Origin of the sequence: Nonomuraea thailandensis, from assembly GCF_024172165.1 — a bacterium.
Taxonomy (GTDB): Bacteria; Actinomycetota; Actinomycetes; order Streptosporangiales; family Streptosporangiaceae; genus Nonomuraea; species Nonomuraea thailandensis.
Window position 1 is genome coordinate 9,462,258 of the sequence record NZ_JAMZEB010000002.1, and the last position, 16,083, is coordinate 9,478,340.

At 73.2% G+C, this 16,083-nt stretch carries 17 protein-coding genes; 8 read left to right on the forward strand and 9 right to left on the reverse strand.

Features of this window, described 5'->3' with window-relative positions; genetic code table 11:
* Positions 1 to 4 precede the first annotated feature (4 nt).
* Both HD597_RS47440 and HD597_RS47445 read left to right on the forward strand, forming a co-directional pair.
* The gene (locus tag HD597_RS47440) at positions 5 to 814 is read left to right on the forward strand and encodes an NAD(P)H-binding protein (protein ID WP_253753383.1); all 810 of its coding nucleotides are present in this window, start codon (positions 5 to 7) and stop codon (positions 812 to 814) included.
* 206 nt (positions 815 to 1,020) lie between these two features.
* Positions 1,021 to 1,851, forward strand: a complete 831-nt coding sequence (locus HD597_RS47445; protein WP_253753385.1) for an undecaprenyl-diphosphate phosphatase — start codon at positions 1,021 to 1,023, stop codon at positions 1,849 to 1,851.
* Here the strand turns inward: HD597_RS47445 and HD597_RS47450 are convergent.
* Both HD597_RS47450 and HD597_RS47455 read right to left on the reverse strand, forming a co-directional pair.
* Positions 1,820 to 2,503: a hypothetical protein gene (locus tag HD597_RS47450; protein WP_253753387.1), complete on the reverse strand. Its 684-nt coding sequence runs from the start codon at positions 2,501 to 2,503 to the stop codon at positions 1,820 to 1,822. The two genes, HD597_RS47445 and HD597_RS47450, sit on opposite strands and share 32 nt — an antisense overlap.
* 100 nt (positions 2,504 to 2,603) lie before the next feature.
* Complete coding sequence (locus HD597_RS47455; protein ID WP_253753389.1) at positions 2,604 to 3,830, reverse strand: serine hydrolase domain-containing protein; 1,227 nt, start codon at positions 3,828 to 3,830, stop codon at positions 2,604 to 2,606.
* 91 nt (positions 3,831 to 3,921) lie between these two features.
* Between HD597_RS47455 and HD597_RS47460 the strand changes: the two genes are divergently transcribed.
* Entirely contained in the window at positions 3,922 to 4,473 is a 552-nt protein-coding gene (locus HD597_RS47460) for a PadR family transcriptional regulator (RefSeq protein ID WP_253753391.1), read from the forward strand.
* Between the two features lie 10 nt (positions 4,474 to 4,483).
* Here HD597_RS47460 and HD597_RS47465 read toward each other — a convergent pair whose 3' ends face one another.
* Positions 4,484 to 4,915 carry a hypothetical protein gene (locus tag HD597_RS47465; RefSeq protein ID WP_253753393.1) on the reverse strand — a complete coding sequence of 144 codons (432 nt, stop codon included), beginning with the start codon at positions 4,913 to 4,915 and terminating at the stop codon, positions 4,484 to 4,486.
* 42 nt (positions 4,916 to 4,957) lie between these two features.
* The gene (locus HD597_RS47470; protein WP_253753395.1) at positions 4,958 to 6,097 is read right to left on the reverse strand and encodes an MFS transporter; all 1,140 of its coding nucleotides are present in this window, start codon (positions 6,095 to 6,097) and stop codon (positions 4,958 to 4,960) included.
* 87 nt (positions 6,098 to 6,184) lie between these two features.
* On the opposite strand from HD597_RS47470, the gene HD597_RS47475 reads away from it, so the two are divergent.
* From HD597_RS47475 to HD597_RS47485, 3 genes are all read left to right on the forward strand, one after another.
* A complete protein-coding gene (locus tag HD597_RS47475; RefSeq protein ID WP_253753397.1) occupies positions 6,185 to 6,517 on the forward strand; it encodes an ArsR/SmtB family transcription factor in 333 nt (110 codons plus the stop codon).
* Positions 6,518 to 6,644: 127 nt separating this feature from the next.
* Positions 6,645 to 9,080 (forward strand): ATP-dependent helicase HrpB, encoded by a 2,436-nt coding sequence (hrpB, locus tag HD597_RS47480; protein WP_253753399.1) that lies wholly within the window; start codon positions 6,645 to 6,647, stop codon positions 9,078 to 9,080.
* Positions 9,077 to 9,700 carry a hypothetical protein gene (locus HD597_RS47485; protein ID WP_253753401.1) on the forward strand — a complete coding sequence of 208 codons (624 nt, stop codon included), beginning with the start codon at positions 9,077 to 9,079 and terminating at the stop codon, positions 9,698 to 9,700. The genes hrpB and HD597_RS47485 overlap by 4 nt, the downstream gene beginning before the upstream one ends.
* On the opposite strand, the gene HD597_RS47490 is transcribed toward HD597_RS47485, so the two are convergent.
* Positions 9,690 to 10,832 (reverse strand): threonine synthase, encoded by a 1,143-nt coding sequence (locus tag HD597_RS47490; protein WP_253753403.1) that lies wholly within the window; start codon positions 10,830 to 10,832, stop codon positions 9,690 to 9,692. The two genes, HD597_RS47485 and HD597_RS47490, sit on opposite strands and share 11 nt — an antisense overlap.
* A 65-nt stretch (positions 10,833 to 10,897) precedes the next feature.
* Here HD597_RS47490 and HD597_RS47495 point away from each other — a divergent pair, with 65 nt between their 5' ends.
* Together HD597_RS47495 and HD597_RS47500 are read left to right on the forward strand one after the other, a co-directional pair.
* Positions 10,898 to 12,358, forward strand: a complete 1,461-nt coding sequence (locus tag HD597_RS47495; RefSeq protein WP_253753404.1) for an amidase — start codon at positions 10,898 to 10,900, stop codon at positions 12,356 to 12,358.
* A gap of 144 nt (positions 12,359 to 12,502) precedes the next feature.
* On the forward strand, positions 12,503 to 12,649 hold the full coding sequence (locus HD597_RS47500; RefSeq protein ID WP_253753406.1) for a hypothetical protein: 147 nt from the start codon (positions 12,503 to 12,505) through the stop codon (positions 12,647 to 12,649).
* 15 nt (positions 12,650 to 12,664) lie between these two features.
* On the opposite strand, the gene HD597_RS47505 is transcribed toward HD597_RS47500, so the two are convergent.
* From HD597_RS47505 to deoC, 4 genes are read right to left on the reverse strand one after another with little or no spacing between them, the layout of a single operon-like run.
* The gene (locus HD597_RS47505; protein WP_253753408.1) at positions 12,665 to 13,510 is read right to left on the reverse strand and encodes an aldehyde dehydrogenase family protein; all 846 of its coding nucleotides are present in this window, start codon (positions 13,508 to 13,510) and stop codon (positions 12,665 to 12,667) included.
* On the reverse strand, positions 13,503 to 13,697 hold the full coding sequence (locus tag HD597_RS47510; RefSeq protein WP_148433332.1) for a hypothetical protein: 195 nt from the start codon (positions 13,695 to 13,697) through the stop codon (positions 13,503 to 13,505). The genes HD597_RS47505 and HD597_RS47510 overlap by 8 nt, the downstream gene beginning before the upstream one ends.
* Positions 13,690 to 15,135: an aldehyde dehydrogenase family protein gene (locus HD597_RS47515; RefSeq protein WP_253753410.1), complete on the reverse strand. Its 1,446-nt coding sequence runs from the start codon at positions 15,133 to 15,135 to the stop codon at positions 13,690 to 13,692. Before HD597_RS47515 ends, HD597_RS47510 begins: the two co-directional genes overlap by 8 nt.
* A 3-nt stretch (positions 15,136 to 15,138) precedes the next feature.
* On the reverse strand, positions 15,139 to 16,068 hold the full coding sequence (gene deoC, locus HD597_RS47520; RefSeq protein WP_253753412.1) for a deoxyribose-phosphate aldolase: 930 nt from the start codon (positions 16,066 to 16,068) through the stop codon (positions 15,139 to 15,141).
* Positions 16,069 to 16,083 lie beyond the last annotated feature (15 nt).

The following is a 16,083-nucleotide window of genomic DNA, read 5'->3' on the forward strand; positions in this document are numbered from 1 at the left end:
ATGCATGACGACTTTGGTGCTCGGCGGCACCGGCAAGACCGGCCGCCGCATTGCTGACCGGCTCACCTCGCTCGGCCTGCCCGTACGGGTCGGCTCCCGCTCCGCCACCCCGGCCTTCGACTGGCAGGACCGCGGCACCTGGCAGGCCGCGCTCGACGGCGTGACGGCCGTCTACGTGTCCTACTATCCCGACCTGGCCTTCCCCGGCGCGTACGACGACGTCAAGGCGTTCACCGACCTGGCCGTCCGCAGCGGCGTGCGCAGGCTGGTCCTGCTGTCCGGCAGGGGCGAGCCGGAGGCGCAGGCCAGCGAGCGCACCCTGGCGGAGTCCGGGGCCGAGTGGACGGTGCTGCGCTGCAGCTGGTTCATGCAGAACTTCAGCGAGGACTTCCTGCTCGGCGCCGTGCTCGACGGCGTGATCGCGCTGCCCGCCGCCGACGTGCCCGAGCCGTTCCTCGACGTGGAGGACATCGTGGACGTCGCCGTGGCCGCGCTCACCCAGGAGGGGCACGCGGGCAGGGTCTACGAGATGACGGGGCCGAGGCTGCTGACGTTCGCGGCCGTGGCCGGGGAGCTGTCGGAGATCATCGGCAGGGAGATCACGTTCGTCCGGGTCACGCCGGAGGAGTACGTGACGGCGGCCGTGGAGCACGGGGTGCCGCGCGAGGCGGCGGAGGGGCTCGGCCACCTGTTCACCGACATCCTGGACGGCCGCAACGCCAGTGTGACGGACGGCGTGCCGGAGGCGCTCGGCCGCCCGGCCCGCGACTTCGCGGACTTCGCGCGCGCGAACGCCCACGTCTGGAAGCGCTAGCGCCGGCAGCTCGGCGCACAGGCAGGCGGAGGCGAACATCGTGCGAACTTCCAGTGAATTGCCGGAATCGTCCACCGGCCAGGGTGGACGCGGTCCTGGTCGCCTTCCGCATGCCGGCCGGCGTCACGGCGGACGAGAGCGATTGGCGGGCCTCCGATTCCGCTAACCTCACCCTCGTCACTCCCGCGCGCACGAGAGGTGTTGTCGTGATCGGCTGGCTAGAAGCGGTGATCTTGGGGTTGGTCCAGGGGCTCACGGAGTTCCTGCCGATCTCCTCCAGCGCCCACATCCGGGTGGTCTCCGCCTTCGCCGGCTGGCCCGACCCGGGTGCGGCGTTCACGGCGGTCATCCAGATCGGCACGGAGCTGGCCGTGGTGATCTACTTCCGGCAGGAGCTCTGGCAGATCATCTCGACGTGGACGCGCTCGCTGTTCGTCAAGGAGCTGCGCAGCCACTGGGCCGCCCGCATGGGCTGGTACATCATCATCGGCACCCTGCCCATCGCCGTGCTCGGCCTGGTGCTGAAGGACCAGATCGAGACGGTCTTCCGCGACCTGCGCCTGGTGGGCACCACGCTGATCGTCTTCGCGCTCATCCTGTGGTTCGCCGACCGCACCGCCCGCAACAAGCTCACGCTGGAGAAGCACCTCAGCATCACCCACGCCCTCATCTACGGCTTCGCCCAGGCGCTGGCCCTCATCCCCGGCGTGTCCCGCTCGGGCGGCACCACGACGGCCGGCCTGCTGCTCGACTACCGCCGCGAGGACGCGGCCAAGTACTCGTTCCTGCTGGCCATGCCGGCCGTCTTCGCCTCGGGTCTGCTGGAGCTGTTCGAGATCGGCGGCGAGAACACCCCCGACTGGGGGCCGACGATCGTGGCCACGGTCGTGTCGTTCATCGTGGGGTACGCGGCGGTGGCGTGGTTCCTGCGCTACATCAGCACCCACCGCTTCACGCCCTTCGTGATCTACCGGATCCTCCTCGGCTTCTTCATCATCCTCGCGGTCACCGCGGGCTGGATTCCGGTGATCGGCTGACCTGGTAGTAGCCGGCCCACGCGTCGTCTCCCATGCGCAGGATCCTCACCCCGGTCCAGCCCAGGGCGACGACGGGCGCGGTCCAGAACGGCACGGTCAGCGGCCCGTACTCGACCAGGAAGCCGCCGAGGTATCCGGCGGCCACCACCAGCGGCACCCACCACCCGACGAACCCGGCCCGCCACACCGCCACGGTCAGCAGCGGCAGCCCGATGAAGCCGAAGAACATCCACGGCATCTGGAAGCCGAAGGTCACCCCGGGCAGGTTCATCATCTCGTCGAGGATCCGCTGGGCCTCCTCCGGGCTGTTGTGCTGTCCCAGGTACCACTCGACGGGGTCGATCAGCAGCAGCCCGGAGAGCTGGAGATAGCCGATCACCGCCAGCACGCCCGACGCGTGGCCGAGCCGGGTGGCCCTGCGCCTGGTCAGGTGCATCAGGCCGATGATCGCGACGGCCATCAGCATCCAGCTCCAGTGGTAGAGCACGGACTGGGTCTGGGCCAGCGCGGGGTTGTCGCCGAAGCTGACGGCCTCCCGGTCGTCGCCCCAGGTGCCGGGGTCGACGACGACGGCCACGGCTTGGAGGAGGGGGGCCACGACGAGCAGCGTGCCCGCCGTGACTCGGCGGAATGTCACGTGGTCGTTGAACATGCGGCCGACCGTAGGCGGGCGGGCCGCCGCGGGTCGTCCCCCTGCGGGCCTACCGGCCGTCCCCTACGAGGAGGAGACCCTGAGGCCTTCCGGCCGTCCCCTACGAGGAGGCGACCCTGCGGGCGGTCACGTCGTGCCCCGCCCAGTTCAGCGCGACCTCGCCGCCCTCGCGGAAGTCCAGCTCGACCTCCCCCTTCATGCGGGCGAAGTACCGCGTCGGCGACATCGGGCGCAGCTCGGTCCTGGCCAGCCCGTGCACCTCCGCCATGAGCCGGTCGCCGTCCCTCGTCACGTCCATGGTCGAGGCGCGGCCCAGGAAACGCATGGTGTAGCGGCCGGCGTACCCGTCGAACAGGGCCGGGTCCACGCTCACGAAGACCCGCGCGGACGGCGGCTCGTACGGCTCGCCCCTGGCGATCGCCGCCAGCCCCCGCTCGATCTCCGAGAAGGCGGCGTTCTCGACGTTCGCCAGCACGCAGACGAACAGGTCGTCGGCCGGGTACCGCGCCGAGACACTGACGAACCCGATGGTCCCTCCTGAGCTCTCGATCCGCCCCCGGCCGGACGCGCACCCGTACCCGTAGGCGATCCCGTCGCTCTCGACGTACGGCCCCACGAGCTCGTCCGGCACTCGCAGCCGCCACCGGTGCAGGTCCGTCACGGTCGAGCAGAGCGCCCCCGCCGCGTCCTGGCGGGAGTTGTCCAGGTACGGGGCCGGCTCGGCCCGCCCGTCCGCGTACACGTATCCCTTTGCCTCTCCCACGAGCCCGCTGCGCGCCATCCCCAGCGGCTCCAGGACGTGCTCGCGCAGGTAGTCGCCGTACGCCAGCCCCGACGCCCGCTCGATGACCTCGCCCAGCAGCACCCACCCCGAGTTGCTGTAACTCACGCCCGCGCCCGGCTCGAACAGCAGCGGCCGGTCCTTGAAGGAGTCGATGAGCTCCCGCCGCGTCACGGGCGTTCCCATGACGCGGGTGAACCCCTCGGTCGTGACGTAGTCGGGGATGCCGGAGGAGTTCGTGAGCAGGTGGTGCAGGGTGATCCGCTCGCCGTGGGGAAGGCCCGGCAGGTGCCTGGCGATCGGGTCGTCCACCCGCACCAGCCCGCGCTCCTTGAGCTGCAGGATCGCCATCGCGGTGAACGTCTTCGTCTGCGAGCCGATCCTGAACGCCGTGTCCGGCCGGTTCGGCACGCCGCGCTCGTGGTCCGCCAGCCCGTACCCCTTCGTGAACAGCACCTTCTCGCCCCGCGCGACCAGCACGGCTCCGCTGAAGCGGCCCAGCTCCGCGTACGCGCGCACGAACCGGTCCATCCGCCGTCGCCTCATTCGATACTCCAAGTTGACTATTCGACTTGGAGTAATGAGAGCACGGCCGCCCTGATATGGTCAACGTTGACTATTCAGCGGAGGTGTTCCCGTGTCGGCGTCATCCACCCGGCTGCTGGTCCTCGGCCTGCTCAACGAGGGCCCCAAGCACGGCTACGAGATCAACCAGGTCGTGACGGCCGGCGCTCTCGACCAGTGGACCGGCGTGAAGCCCGGCTCGGTCTACCACGCGCTGGCGAAGCTGGAGCTGGAGGGCCTGGCGCGGACGTTCTCGCAGGAACGCACCGGCGACCGCCTCCGCCGCGTCTACGCGATCACCCCGGAGGGCCGCCGCACCCTGCGCGACCTCCTGCGCAAGGCGCTCGCCGCCCCGCCCCACTCCACCCGCTCCGACTTCGCCCTGGCCCTGCGCTGGCACGCCCTGCTGGACACGGGCGAGGCAGGGGAGCTGGTCGCGGCGGCCTCCCGGGCGGTGGAGGCCGAGCGCGCGGCCCTGGCCGCCGGCCGTACGGCGAAGGAGGGCCTGTCACCCCTGGCCGACGCGCTGTTCGACAACGCCGAGGCCCATCTGGCCGCCGACGCCAGGCTTCTGGAGGACCTCGCGCGCCTGCTGGCCGGCCCTCAGGAGAACGTGCGGGGGTAGCGGCCGGCCCTCAGGAGGACGTGCGGGGGTAGCGGCTGGCCCAGGCGAAGACGGCCGCGAACAGGGCCCAGGCGGTGACGTACGAGGCCGGGTGCGCCCAGGCGTCGCCGACGATGTCGGCCAGCGCCGCACGGCCCTCGAAGTAGATCGCCAGCCCCAGCACCGCTCCGGGGATCGCCCCCCACCACCGCTTCCACCACACCTCGTGCACGGCGATCTCGAACAGGACGAGGGCGATCGGCCCGAACAGCAGGAACTTCAGGCTCAGCGCCGAGGGCGCCAGCGCGCCGAGCACCATGATGCCGACCGCCGCCGCGCCCGTCAGCAGGACGACGGCGCCGAAGGGGGCGGGTTCGTCGCGCGGATCGCCGCCGGGCGGCACCGGGGCCTGCCCCGCGTCGTCGGACAGGGGCTCGTCACGTGGATCCCGCTCGTCAGACACATCCGACATTCTCCCGAAAAACCGGGCGGCGTGAGCCCCTACTTAGGGAGCGGGAACGCCGACCTTCGGCCGCTCCCGGTAGGTGACCAACGTGAACAGCAGCGCCACCAGCCCGAACCCGGCGGACACCACGACCACGCCCGTCCGGCCGTACGAGTCCAGCGCCGCGCCACCGGCCAGCCCCGCCACGAACAACCCGACGTACTGCGCCGACGACAGCAGGCCCAGCCCGATCGGCACGCTGCCCGGCACCGCCGTGACGGTCCTGAACTGCTGCGCGGGCGCCACCAGCCACCCGGTCGCGCCCCACAGGAAGGCCCAGACCAGCGCGACGGGGATGGTCAGGTTCGCGACCGGGACCAGAGCCAGGAACACCACGGACGCGCCCAGCCCGGCGAGGATCATCCGGCGCGGCCCGTACGCGTCGGTGAGCCGCCCGCCGAGCGCGTTGCCCACGATGCCGCCCAGCCCCCACGCCCACAGCAGCGCGGGCAGCGGCAGATCGAACAGCGACCCGATGTAGGTGTAGGCCGTGAAGCCCGCCGCGAACATCAGCAGCTGTGTCACCATCACCGCCAGCACCCGCCGGTCCCGCAGCGGCTCGAACCGCTCCCGCAACCGTCCCGACGCCGGGATCCGCACCTCGGGGACCAGCACGGCCACTCCCACCAGCCCGACCAGGCCCAGCCCCGCGACCAGCCACAAGGTGGCCCGCCACCCGGCCGCCTCCCCCAGCCAGGTGCCGAGCGGCACCCCGATGGCCGACGACACGCTCAGCCCGCCCATCACCAGGGCCAGCGCCCGGCCGCGCCGCTCGGGCTCGGTCAGCGCGTTCGCCACGGCCGACGACGTGGGCGTGAACATGGCCGCGCCCGCCGCCGCGACCACCCGGGTCAGCATGACCAGCGCGTACGTGGGAGCCAGCGCCGTCAAGGTGTTGCCCGCCACGAACACCCCCATGGCCACCAGCAACACCGTCCTGCGCGACATCCGTGCGGTCAGGGCGGCGAGCATCGGCGACAGCAGGGCGTAGGCCAGCGCGAACACCGTCATGAGCTGCCCCGCGGCGGATCGGGAGACCCCCAGGTCCGCGGAGATGGGGGGCAGCAGCCCGGCGGTCACGAACATGCCCGTACCGATCGCGAAATTTCCGGCAGCCATCGGGTAGAGCCGCGAACTCATGGAGCCTCCAGCATTCAGTTGGACGCCCATCAAACTGACCGATAGTTGGATTGTTGTCAAACAATAAAACGGAGGTAGGGTTTCAGCATGCGCCTGCTGCCGCATCCGTCCACGGAGAACATCCAGCTCACGGAGGTTCTGCGGGCCCTCAGCGACCCCGTACGCCTGGAGATCGTGACCCGCCTCGCCGCGGCCGGCGAGATGACGTGCACGGTCGCGGGCGACGACCTCGGCGTGCACAAGTCGACCGCCTCGCACCACTACCGCACGCTTCGCGAGGCCGGCGTGGTCCTGACCAAGCAGGAGGGCCGGCTGAAGTACATGAGCCTGCGCCGCGGCGACCTGGAGAGCCGCTTCCCCGGCCTGCTCGACGCGGTCCTGACCGCCGCGCTCCCCGTCCCCGCCGGGGCCCATGCCTGACGCGGACCAGGGCGCCACGCCGCCCCTTGGCGCCGCCTCGGCCCCGCCCGGTACCTCGGCCCCGCCCGGTACCTCGGCCCCGCCCGGAACCGCCTCGGCGCCGCCCGGTACCGCCTCGGCGCCGGAGGTGCTGCCCATCCGGCGCGTCCTGCCCGAGCTGCTCTCCGCGCTCTACCGGCACGGCAGCGCGGTCCTGACCGCCCCGCCCGGCACCGGCAAGACCACCGTGGTCCCCCTGGCCCTGGCCGAGGCGGGCCTGCGCGTCGTGGTGGCGGAGCCGCGCCGGCTGGCCGTCCGCGCGGCGGCCCGCCGCATGGGCGTCAGCTACACGATCAGGGGCGAGCGCCACGTGGGCGCGAACCCCATGGTCGAGGTCGTCACCACCGGCGTGCTGCTCCAGCGGCTCCAGCGCGACCAGGAGCTGGCCGGGGTGGACGCGGTCATGCTCGACGAGTGCCACGAGCGCCACCTCGACGCGGACACGGCGCTGGCGTTCCTCCTCGACGTACGCGAGACGCTCCGCCCCGACCTGCGCCTGCTGGCCACCTCCGCCACCGCAGACGCCCAGCCGTGGGCCGGCCTGATCGGCGGGCCGATCGTCGCCGCCACCGGCGCCGCCCACCCCGTGGAGACCGTCTGGGCGCCGCCGCCGCGCCCGGTCGCCCCGCCCCACGGCCTGCGCGTCGACCCCGCGCTGCTCTCGCACGTGGCCGCGGTCGTGCGCCGGGCGCTGGCGGAGCGGGACGGCGACGTGCTGTGCTTCCTGCCCGGCGTGGGCGAGATCGCCAAGGTGGCGGGGATGCTGGCGGGCGACGTGGAGCACCTCCTCCAGGTCCACGGGCAGGCGCCGGCCCACGTCCAGGACGCCGTGCTGCGCCCCGGCCCGGCGCGCCGGGTGGTGCTGGCCACGTCGGTCGCCGAGTCGAGCCTGACCGTTCCCGGCGTGCGGGTGGTGGTGGACTCCGGCCTGGCGCGCGAGCCCCGTACGGACCACGCCCGCGGCCTGGGCTCCCTCACCACGGTCCGCGTCTCCAAGGCGTCGGCCACCCAGCGCGCCGGCCGCGCGGGCCGCGAGGCTCCCGGGACGGTCTACCGCTGCTGGACGGCCGCCGACCACGACCGCCTGGCCGACCACGCCCGCCCGGAGATCGCGCTCGCCGACCTGACGGGCTTCGCGCTCCAGGCGGCCTGCTGGGGCGCTCCGGACGCGTCGGGCCTGGCCCTGCTCGACCCGCCGCCCCCTGCCGCCCTGTCCGCCGCCCTCCGCACCCTGGACGTGCTCGGCGCCGTCACCCTCTCGCCCTCCGAGGGGGAACGCGCGCGCGTGACGGAGCGCGGGCGACGGATGGCGCTCGCCGGCGTGCACCCGCGCCTGGCCAGGGCCCTGCTCGACCTCGGCCCCGAGGCCGCCGAGGTGGTGGCCCTGCTGTCGGAGCAGCTGCCCCGCGACGCGTCCGACGACCTGGTGGAGGTCTGGCGCGCGGCCCGCCGCGGCGGCACCGGCTTCGCCTCCCGCTGGCGCCAGGAGTCCTCCCGCCTGCGCCGCGCCGCCGCGGAAGCCCGCGCCCCCCGGGACAGCCGCACCACCGCCGCCCGCACCACCACGAGGCCGCGCCATGGCGACGCGCCGGCCGGTATGGCGGTGGCGCTGGCGTTCCCCGAGCGGGTGGCGCGCCGGCGCGGCGGCGGCTACCTCATGGCCTCGGGCACCCAGGCCCAGCTCCCGGACGGCTCCCGGCTCCAGACCGCCGAATGGCTGGCCATCGCGATCGCCGACCGTCCCACCGGCTCGGCCTCGGCCCGCATCAGGCAGGCCGTCGTCATCGACGAGGCCACCGCGAGAGCGGCCCTGGGCACCACGACGGAGGACGAGATCACTTGGCGCGTCCCGCCGGGCGAGCGCAGGGGCGACGTCTCGGCCCGCCGGGTCGAACGCCTCGGCGCGATCGAGCTCTCGGCCACCCCGCTCAGGAACGCCGACGTCCGCGACGCCATCCTGCACGGCCTGCGCACCGAGGAGCTCCTCACCTGGACGAAGCAGGCCAGGGACCTGCGCGACCGCCTGGCGTTCTGCCACCGCGCGATCGGCGCCCCCTGGCCCTCGATGGACCACCTCGCCGACCTCGCCGACCAGTGGCTGGAGCCCGAGCTCGGCCGGGCCCGCCGCCGCGCCGACGTGGAGCGCATCGACGTCGCCTCGGCGCTGAGACGCCTCATCCCCTGGAGCGAGCGCCTCGACGCGGTGGCTCCCGAGCGCATCGAGGTCCCCACCGGCTCCAGCGTCCGCCTGGACTACTCGGGCGACCAGCCGGTGCTGGCGGTCAAGCTGCAGGAGCTGTTCGGCTGGCTGGAGACCCCGCGCATCGCGGGCGTCCCGGTCCTGGTCCACCTGCTCTCCCCCGCCGGCCGCCCGCTCGCCGTCACCGCGGACCTGGCCTCGTTCTGGCGTGAGGGCTACCGTCACGTACGCGCGGAGATGCGCGGCCGCTACCCCAAGCACCCCTGGCCGGAGGACCCGCTCACCGCCCGGCCCACCCGCCGCACGAAGAGGAACACCCCATGACCGACTGGCGAGGCGAGGCGGCCAGGGACAACGCGCGCTGGTGCGACCTGATGTGCCGCGCCCACGGCATCCGGGGCACGTTCACGGACCTGGCCTGGACCAGCCCGGTCAGGACCCCTCCGTTCTACCCCGACGCCGTCACCCTCTCCCCCGGCGCCACGGCCGCCGACCTGCTCCCGCACCTCGACGCGGGCTCCGGCGCGTCGATCAAGGACAGCTTCGCCACCCTCGACCCGCCCGGCTTCGACGTGCTGTTCGAGGCCCAGTGGATCCATCGCGACGCCCCGGAGCCGGCCACCACGAACTGGCAGGTGGTCAGGGACGAGGCCGCGCTCGCCGAGTGGGAGCGCGCCTGCGGCGTGCGGGACCTGTTCCTGCCGCCGCTGCTCACCGAGGCGACGATCGTGCACGCCCCCGGCCTGGGCTCCGGCGCGGTCCTGACGGCGACCGGGCCGGCCGTGGGCGTGTCGAACGTGTTCGGCGACTGGGCGGGGGTCCTGGCGGCGGCGGCCGAGCTGTTCCCCGGCCGCCCGCTGGTCGGCTACGAGAGCGACCCGGCGCCCGCGCTGCGGCACGGCTTCACCACGGTGGGCCCGCTCCGGGTCTGGATCAGGGGATGAGGTCGTCCAGGGTCGGGTCCTCCAGGACGGGGTAGCGCTCGCCGCCCACCCCCAGGTCCTTGAACCCGCTCGACGTGGCGATGCACACCACGGGCCCGTCGAAGTCCCTGCGCAGCCGCCGGTGCCCGGCCAGCCCTGCGGTCCCCGACAGCTCCTGCCACAACCCCGCCCGCGCCAGCTCCCGCTGCGCCCGCCGCATCTCCTCGTCCGTCACGAGCACCGCCTCGCCGCCGCTGTCGCGCACGGCGACGACTCCCCGGTGCCCGCCCACCGACCCGGCCACGCCGTACGCGTCGGTGGGCCCCAGCTCGACGACGGCGGCGGGCAGGCCCGCGGCCAGCGCCTTGGCGTGCGGCCCGCCGGCGGCCGTCTCGCAGGAGAACATCCGCGGCGTCCGCTCCGTCACCCCGAGCAGGTGCAGCTCCGTGAACCCCTTCCACACCCCGTACAGCAGCTCGGCGTACCCGGTGGGCGTGAACACGGCCGCGGGCACCTCGCCGAGCTGCAGGAACAGCTCGTACGCGATCGTCTTGTAGCCCTCGGGCCCGAACGGATGCCCGGTGTGCGTCACGGTCTGGTTGCTGACCGGGTGGTACCCCAGCCGGTCGACGATCTCCCGCAGCAGCGGCCACCGCTTCTCACCGGGCACGGAGACGACCTTGGCCCCGTACGCCCGCAGGAACGCCTGCACGGCGGGCGGCGAGTCGGCCGAGGCCAGCACGATGGCGGGCAGCCCGGCACGGGCGGCGTAGGCGGCGGCGGAGGCCCCGTGGTTGCCGGAGGAGGCCACGACCACCCCGGGCGCGCCCGAGGCGAGCGCCGCGCTCACGGCGACCCGGTTGAGCCGGTCCTTGTGCGACCATGTCGGGTTACGCGACTCGTCCTTGACGTGGACGTCCCCGAACGGCACCAGCGGGGTGCCGCCCTCGCCCAGCGTGGGCGCGTCCAGCGGCGGCAGCAGCGGCGACCACCGCGCCAGGTCCGGCCCCGGCGCCTGCTCGAACAGGCGCCGGTCCACCTTCGCGTAGTCGTAGACGACGTCCAGCGGAAAGGCGATCTCGTCGGTGCTGGTCTTGGGGCAGCCCCGCGTCAGCGGCGGGAACAGGGGGAACTCGGCCGAGAGGTCGCCCATGGAACGCTGGCGGAGGGCAAGCGAAGGTCCGTTCACGTGAATCGACCCTATCGACCCTCGCAACGATGAGTGAAAAGCTGCACACTCTTCTCATGTTGTGGGCAGGCAGGTCCGCCATCGAGATAGCGACGGCCGTCCGGCATGGTGAGGTCAGTGCCACGACGGTCGTCGAGGAGCACCTCCATGTCATCTCGCAGCGGGATCCCCAGGTAGGAGCGTTCCGGAGGGTCAGGGAGCAGGCCGTGCACGAGGCGCGGCTGCTGCAGAAGCGGCGCGATCTGGCCGAGCTGCCGCTGGCGGGCGTGCCGGTGGCGGTGAAGGACAACCTTGAGGTGGCGGGCGAGGCCACGCTGCACGGGTCGGCCGCCGGCCCGCACACGCCCGCGCCGGAAGACCATGTGACGGTGGCGCGGCTGCGGGCGGCGGGCGCGGTGATCGTGGGCCTCACCAACCTGCCGGAGCTGGGGCTGGTGGCGCTCGGCGACAGCGCGTACGGCATCGTCCGCAACCCGTGGAACCTGTCACGCACGGCGGGCGGCTCGTCCTCGGGGAGCGCGGCGGCGGTGGCGGCGGGCATGGTGCCGATCGCGCTCGGCAACGACGGCATGGGCTCGCTGCGCATCCCGGCGGCCTGCTGCGGCGTGCTCGCGATCAAGCCGGGCGCGGGCCTGGTGCCCCCGCCCGCGAACGACTGGGACCGCCTCACCGAGAACGGCCCGCTGGCCGGCACCGCCTCGGACCTGGCGCTGGCGCTGTCGGTGCTGGCGGCGGACCCGGCGCTGGCGGAGGCGTGGCGGAGCGGGCGGCGGGTGGAGCCGCCGCCGCGCATGCTGCGCTCGGTCTGGGCGGACGACGACGAGGTGTGGGAGCCGCAGCCGCCGCCCGACAGCCCCGAGCCGTTCGACCTGCGGGTGGCGTACGCGCCCCAGCCGCTGCCGGCCGGCATGCGGGTGGACAAGGAGTTCCAGGCGGCGGTGCGCGGGGCGGCCGAGACGTTGCGCGTGGCCGGGCACACGGTGGTGGAGCACGGGCGCAGGCTGCCCGTGTGGCTCGGCCCGGCCACGGTCGCGACCTGGCTGATCAGGGCCGCCGAGTCCGCCGAGGCCCCCGACCGGCTCGAACGCCGCACCAGGGCGCTGGCCCGCGCGGGCCGGACGCTGCGCGCGCTGCGGCTGAACGGCGTGCGGGGCCGGGAGCGCTGGCGCGGATACGGCGCCGACCAGTGGTTCGGCGAGGCCGACGCGCTCATCACGCCCGCCCTGGCCGCCGTGCCGCCCAAGGCCGAGCGCTGGGGCGAGCGCGGCTTCCTGCGCAACGCGTGGACGAACGTCACCTACGCCCCCACCGCCGGCCCCTGGAACATGTGCGGCTGGCCCGCCATCAGCGTCCCCGTGGCGACGCACTCCAGCGCGATGCCCATCGGCGTGCAGATCGTCGCCCCGCCCGGCGGCGAGCCGCACCTGCTGGGCCTGGCCGCCCAGCTCCAGAACGTGCACCCGCCGCTCAGGCCACCCGGTTTCTCCTGAGTCGCCGCTCCCGCCCCGTAAGGTCTCGGGTCATGATCCGGCCCTCAGACCTGATCGAGCCGCGCGCCAAGCTGGCCACCGCGTCCCCCGCCCACGCCTGGAAGGCCGTCCGGCGGCCCGCGGCGGCTGCCCGCGCTGACCGGCGTGGTCACCGGCCGGCACCAGCGGCTCACCTCGCTCGACGGGCTCGAAGGGCACCCGTCGAGCGAGGAGGTCCGCGTGCACGACTGCCGGGCGCTGCCGCCCGACCTCGTCGGGGACCTGACGGCCCGGGGCCCGCTCATCGGCTGAGAGGCCCCGGACGGGTCAGATGCCGATCGGATGCCAGACGGTCTTGGTCTCCAGGAAACGCGTCATGCGGCCGATCCCCGGATCGGCCGTCCAGTCCTCCTGGACGGGCCGCAGCACCCGCTTGAGGTTCTCCGCCGCCGCCTGCTCGCAGCTCAGCGCCAGGTCGGCGTCCGCGACCCCGGTCAGGTCGAGGCCGTTGACGTCCATGTGCGCCGACAGCCAGGGCGCCAGCTCGGCCTGCCTGCCGGTGAGCAGGTTCACGACCCCGCCCGGCAGGTCGGACGTGGCCAGCACCTCGGCCAGGGTGATCGCCGCCAGCGGCGCGGGCTCGGAGGCGACCACGACGCAGGTGTTGCCGGTGACGATCACCGGCGCGACCACGGACACGAGCCCGAGCAGCGGATCCGCGGGCGCCACCACGGCCACCACGCCGGTCGGCTCCGGCGTGGACAGGTTGAAGTAGGGCCCGGCCACCGGGTTGGCCGCCCCGTGCACCGAGGCGATCTTGTCGGACCAGCCCGCGTACCAGACGAGCCGGTCGACGGCCGCGTCCACCTGCTCCAGCGCGGCGCGCTTGCCGCCGCCGAGCTCCTCGGCGAACTGCGCGCGCCGCCCCTCCAGCATCTCCGCCACGCGGTAGAGGATCTGCCCCCTGTTGTACGGCGTCGCGCCCGACCAGCCGGGGAACGCCTTGCGCGCGGCCACCACCGCGTCGCGGGCGTCCTTGCGCGAGGCCCGCGAGGCGTTGGCGAGGAACTCGCCCTTGGCCGAGGTCACGGGGTAGGACCTTCCACTCTCAGAGCGCGGGAACGCCCCTCCGATGTACAGCTTGTAGGTCTTGTTGACGGACAACCTACTCATCGCCCCGACCCCTCCACGTGGACTCCTGCGACATCTGGACCGGGACGAAGACCTGCCCGCACCGGCTCACGCCGCAGCGGTGGGCGTACCAGCCGGTGCGTACGGGCCGGCCGGCCCTGGCGAAGGCGTGCCCCCTGGTGGCCTCGGCGCGCCGCTGACGGCGGCGGGCCCGGCGGTGCTCACACATCAAGGTAGGCCTCCAGCCCGGCAAGCCCGCCCTCGCGCCCGTAGCCCGACTCCTTGTAGCCGCCGAAGGGCGAGGCCGGGTCGAACTTGTTGAACGTGTTGGCCCAGACGACCCCGGCCCTGAGCCTGTCGGCCATCCACAGGATGCGCGAGCCCTTCTCGGTCCACACTCCCGCCGACAGCCCGTACGGCGTGTTGTTGGCCTTCTCGACGGCCTCGGCGGGGGTGCGGAAGGTCAGCACCGACAGCACGGGGCCGAAGATCTCCTCCCTGGCGATGCTGTGCGACTGCGCGACCCCGGTGAACAGCGTCGGCGGGAACCAGAAGCCCTTGCCGGGCAGCTCGCACGCGGGCGACCAGCGCTCGGCCCCCTCGGACTCGCCCAGGTCGCTCAGCTGCCTGATCTTGGCGAGCTGCTCGGCCGAGTTGATCGCGCCGATGTCGGTGTTCTTGTCCAGCGGGTCGCCCAGCCGCAGCGTGCCCAGCCGGCGCTTGAGCGCGGCCAGCAGCTCCTCCTGGATCGACTCCTGGACCAGCAGCCGCGAGCCGGCGCAGCACACGTGACCCTGGTTGAAGAAGATGCCGTTGACGATCCCCTCCACGGCCTGGTCGATCGCGGCGTCGTCGAACACGATGTTCGCGGCCTTGCCGCCCAGCTCCAGGGTGAGCTTCTTGCCCGTGCCGGCGACCGACCTGGCGATGATCCGGCCGACCTCGGTGGAGCCGGTGAAGGCCACCTTGTTCACGTCGGGGTGGGCCACCACGGCGGCGCCGGTCTCGCCCGCGCCGGTGACGATGTTCACCACACCGGGCGGCAGGTCCGCCTGCCGGCAGATCTCGGCGAACAGCAGCGCGGTCAGCGGGGTCGTCTCGGCCGGCTTGAGCACCACGGTGTTGCCGCAGGCCAGCGCTGGAGCGATCTTCCAGGCCAGCATGAGCAGCGGGAAGTTCCACGGGATCACTTGCCCGGCCACGCCCAGCGGCTTGGCGCCGCCCTGCCCGTCTGCCGTCCTCCGGCCGAACCCGGCGTACTGCAGCTTGTCGGCCCAGCCCGCGTAGTAGAAGAAGTGCGCCGCGACCAGCGGCAGGTCCACGTCGCGCGACTCGCGGATCGGCTTGCCGTTGTCGAGCGACTCCAGCACGGCCAGCTCCCTGGCCCGCTCCTGGATCAGCCGCGCGATGCGGAACAGGTACTTGGCGCGCTCGGAGCCGGGCAGCGCGCTCCAGACGCCGAACGCCTTGCGTGCCGCCTGCACGGCGCGGTCGACGTCGTCGGAGGTGGCGGTGGCCACCTCGGCCAGCGTCTCCTCGGTGGCGGGGTTGACGGTCTTGAACGAGGCGCCGGAGCCCTCGACGAACTCGCCGTTGATGAACAGCCCGTAGGACGACCTCAGATCGACGATGTCGCGCGACTCGGGTGCCGGTGCATATTCGAACATCGTCTAGTCCAGGGTGAAGTAGTCGGGACCCGCGTACCGGCCGGTGGCCAGCTTCTGGCGCTGCATCAGCAGGTCGTTCAGCAGCGAGGAGGCGCCGAGCCTGAACCAGTCGGGGGTCAGCCAGTCGTCGCCGGCCGTCTCGTTGACCAGCACGAGGTTCTTGATGGCGTCCTTGGTGGTGCGGATGCCGCCCGCCGGCTTCACGCCGATCTGGCGGCCCGTCGCGTCGCGGAAGTCGCGCACGGCCTCCAGCATGATCAGCGTCACCGGCGGCGTCGCGGCCGGGGACACCTTGCCGGTGGAGGTCTTGATGAAGTCGGCGCCGGCCAGCATCGCCAGCCAGGACGCGCGCCGCACGTTGTCGTAGGTCGACAGCTCGCCGGTCTCCAGGATCACCTTCAGGTGGGCCGCCCCGCAGGCCGCCTTCACCGCGACGATCTCCTCGTAGACCTTCATGTACTGCCCGGACAGGAACGCGCCCCGATCGATCACCATGTCGATCTCGTCGGCCCCGGCCGACACCGCCAGCGCGGTGTCGCTCACCTTGACCTCCAGCGAGGTGCGCCCGCTGGGGAACGCGGTGGCCACCGAGGCCACCTTGATCCCCGTGCCCCTGAGCGCCTCGACGGCGACGGGGACGAGGTCGGGATAGACGCAGACGGCCGCCACGGAGGGCGCGTCGCCGCCGGGCCGGACGGCCTTGGCGCACATCGCGCGCACCTTGCCGGCCGTGTCGGCCCCCTCCAGCGTGGTCAGGTCGACCATCGAGATGGCCAGGTCAATGGCCTGGGCCTTGGCCGTGGTCTTGATCGAACGGGTGCCCAGCATCGCCGCCCGCTGGTCCGCGCCGACCCGGTCGACCCCGGGCAGGCCCTGCAGGAATGCTCGCAACGCCGCGTCGGACGAGGCGACGTCCGCGAGCGAGGTAGTCACAGTTGACACCTAGAC

Bases quoted from the DNA above. Each gene is read 5' to 3' on its own strand.
- HD597_RS47440 (WP_253753383.1), top strand. From the start codon at position 5: ATGACGACTTTGGTGCTCGGCGGCACCGGCAAGACCGGCCGCCGCATT.
- HD597_RS47455 (WP_253753389.1), bottom strand. From the start codon at position 3,830: ATGAGGCGACGGCGGATGGACCGGTTCGTGCGCGCGTACGCGGAGCTG.
- HD597_RS47505 (WP_253753408.1), bottom strand. From the start codon at position 13,510: ATGAGTAGGTTGTCCGTCAACAAGACCTACAAGCTGTACATCGGAGGG.
- HD597_RS47495 (WP_253753404.1), top strand. From the start codon at position 10,898: ATGAGTGAAAAGCTGCACACTCTTCTCATGTTGTGGGCAGGCAGGTCC.
- HD597_RS47470 (WP_253753395.1), bottom strand. From the start codon at position 6,097: ATGAGTTCGCGGCTCTACCCGATGGCTGCCGGAAATTTCGCGATCGGT.
- HD597_RS47450 (WP_253753387.1), bottom strand. From the start codon at position 2,503: ATGTTCAACGACCACGTGACATTCCGCCGAGTCACGGCGGGCACGCTG.
- HD597_RS47485 (WP_253753401.1), top strand. From the start codon at position 9,077: ATGACCGACTGGCGAGGCGAGGCGGCCAGGGACAACGCGCGCTGGTGC.
- HD597_RS47515 (WP_253753410.1), bottom strand. From the start codon at position 15,135: ATGTTCGAATATGCACCGGCACCCGAGTCGCGCGACATCGTCGATCTG.
- HD597_RS47490 (WP_253753403.1), bottom strand. From the start codon at position 10,832: ATGGGCGACCTCTCGGCCGAGTTCCCCCTGTTCCCGCCGCTGACGCGG.
- HD597_RS47510 (WP_148433332.1), bottom strand. From the start codon at position 13,697: ATGTGTGAGCACCGCCGGGCCCGCCGCCGTCAGCGGCGCGCCGAGGCC.
- HD597_RS47475 (WP_253753397.1), top strand. From the start codon at position 6,185: ATGCGCCTGCTGCCGCATCCGTCCACGGAGAACATCCAGCTCACGGAG.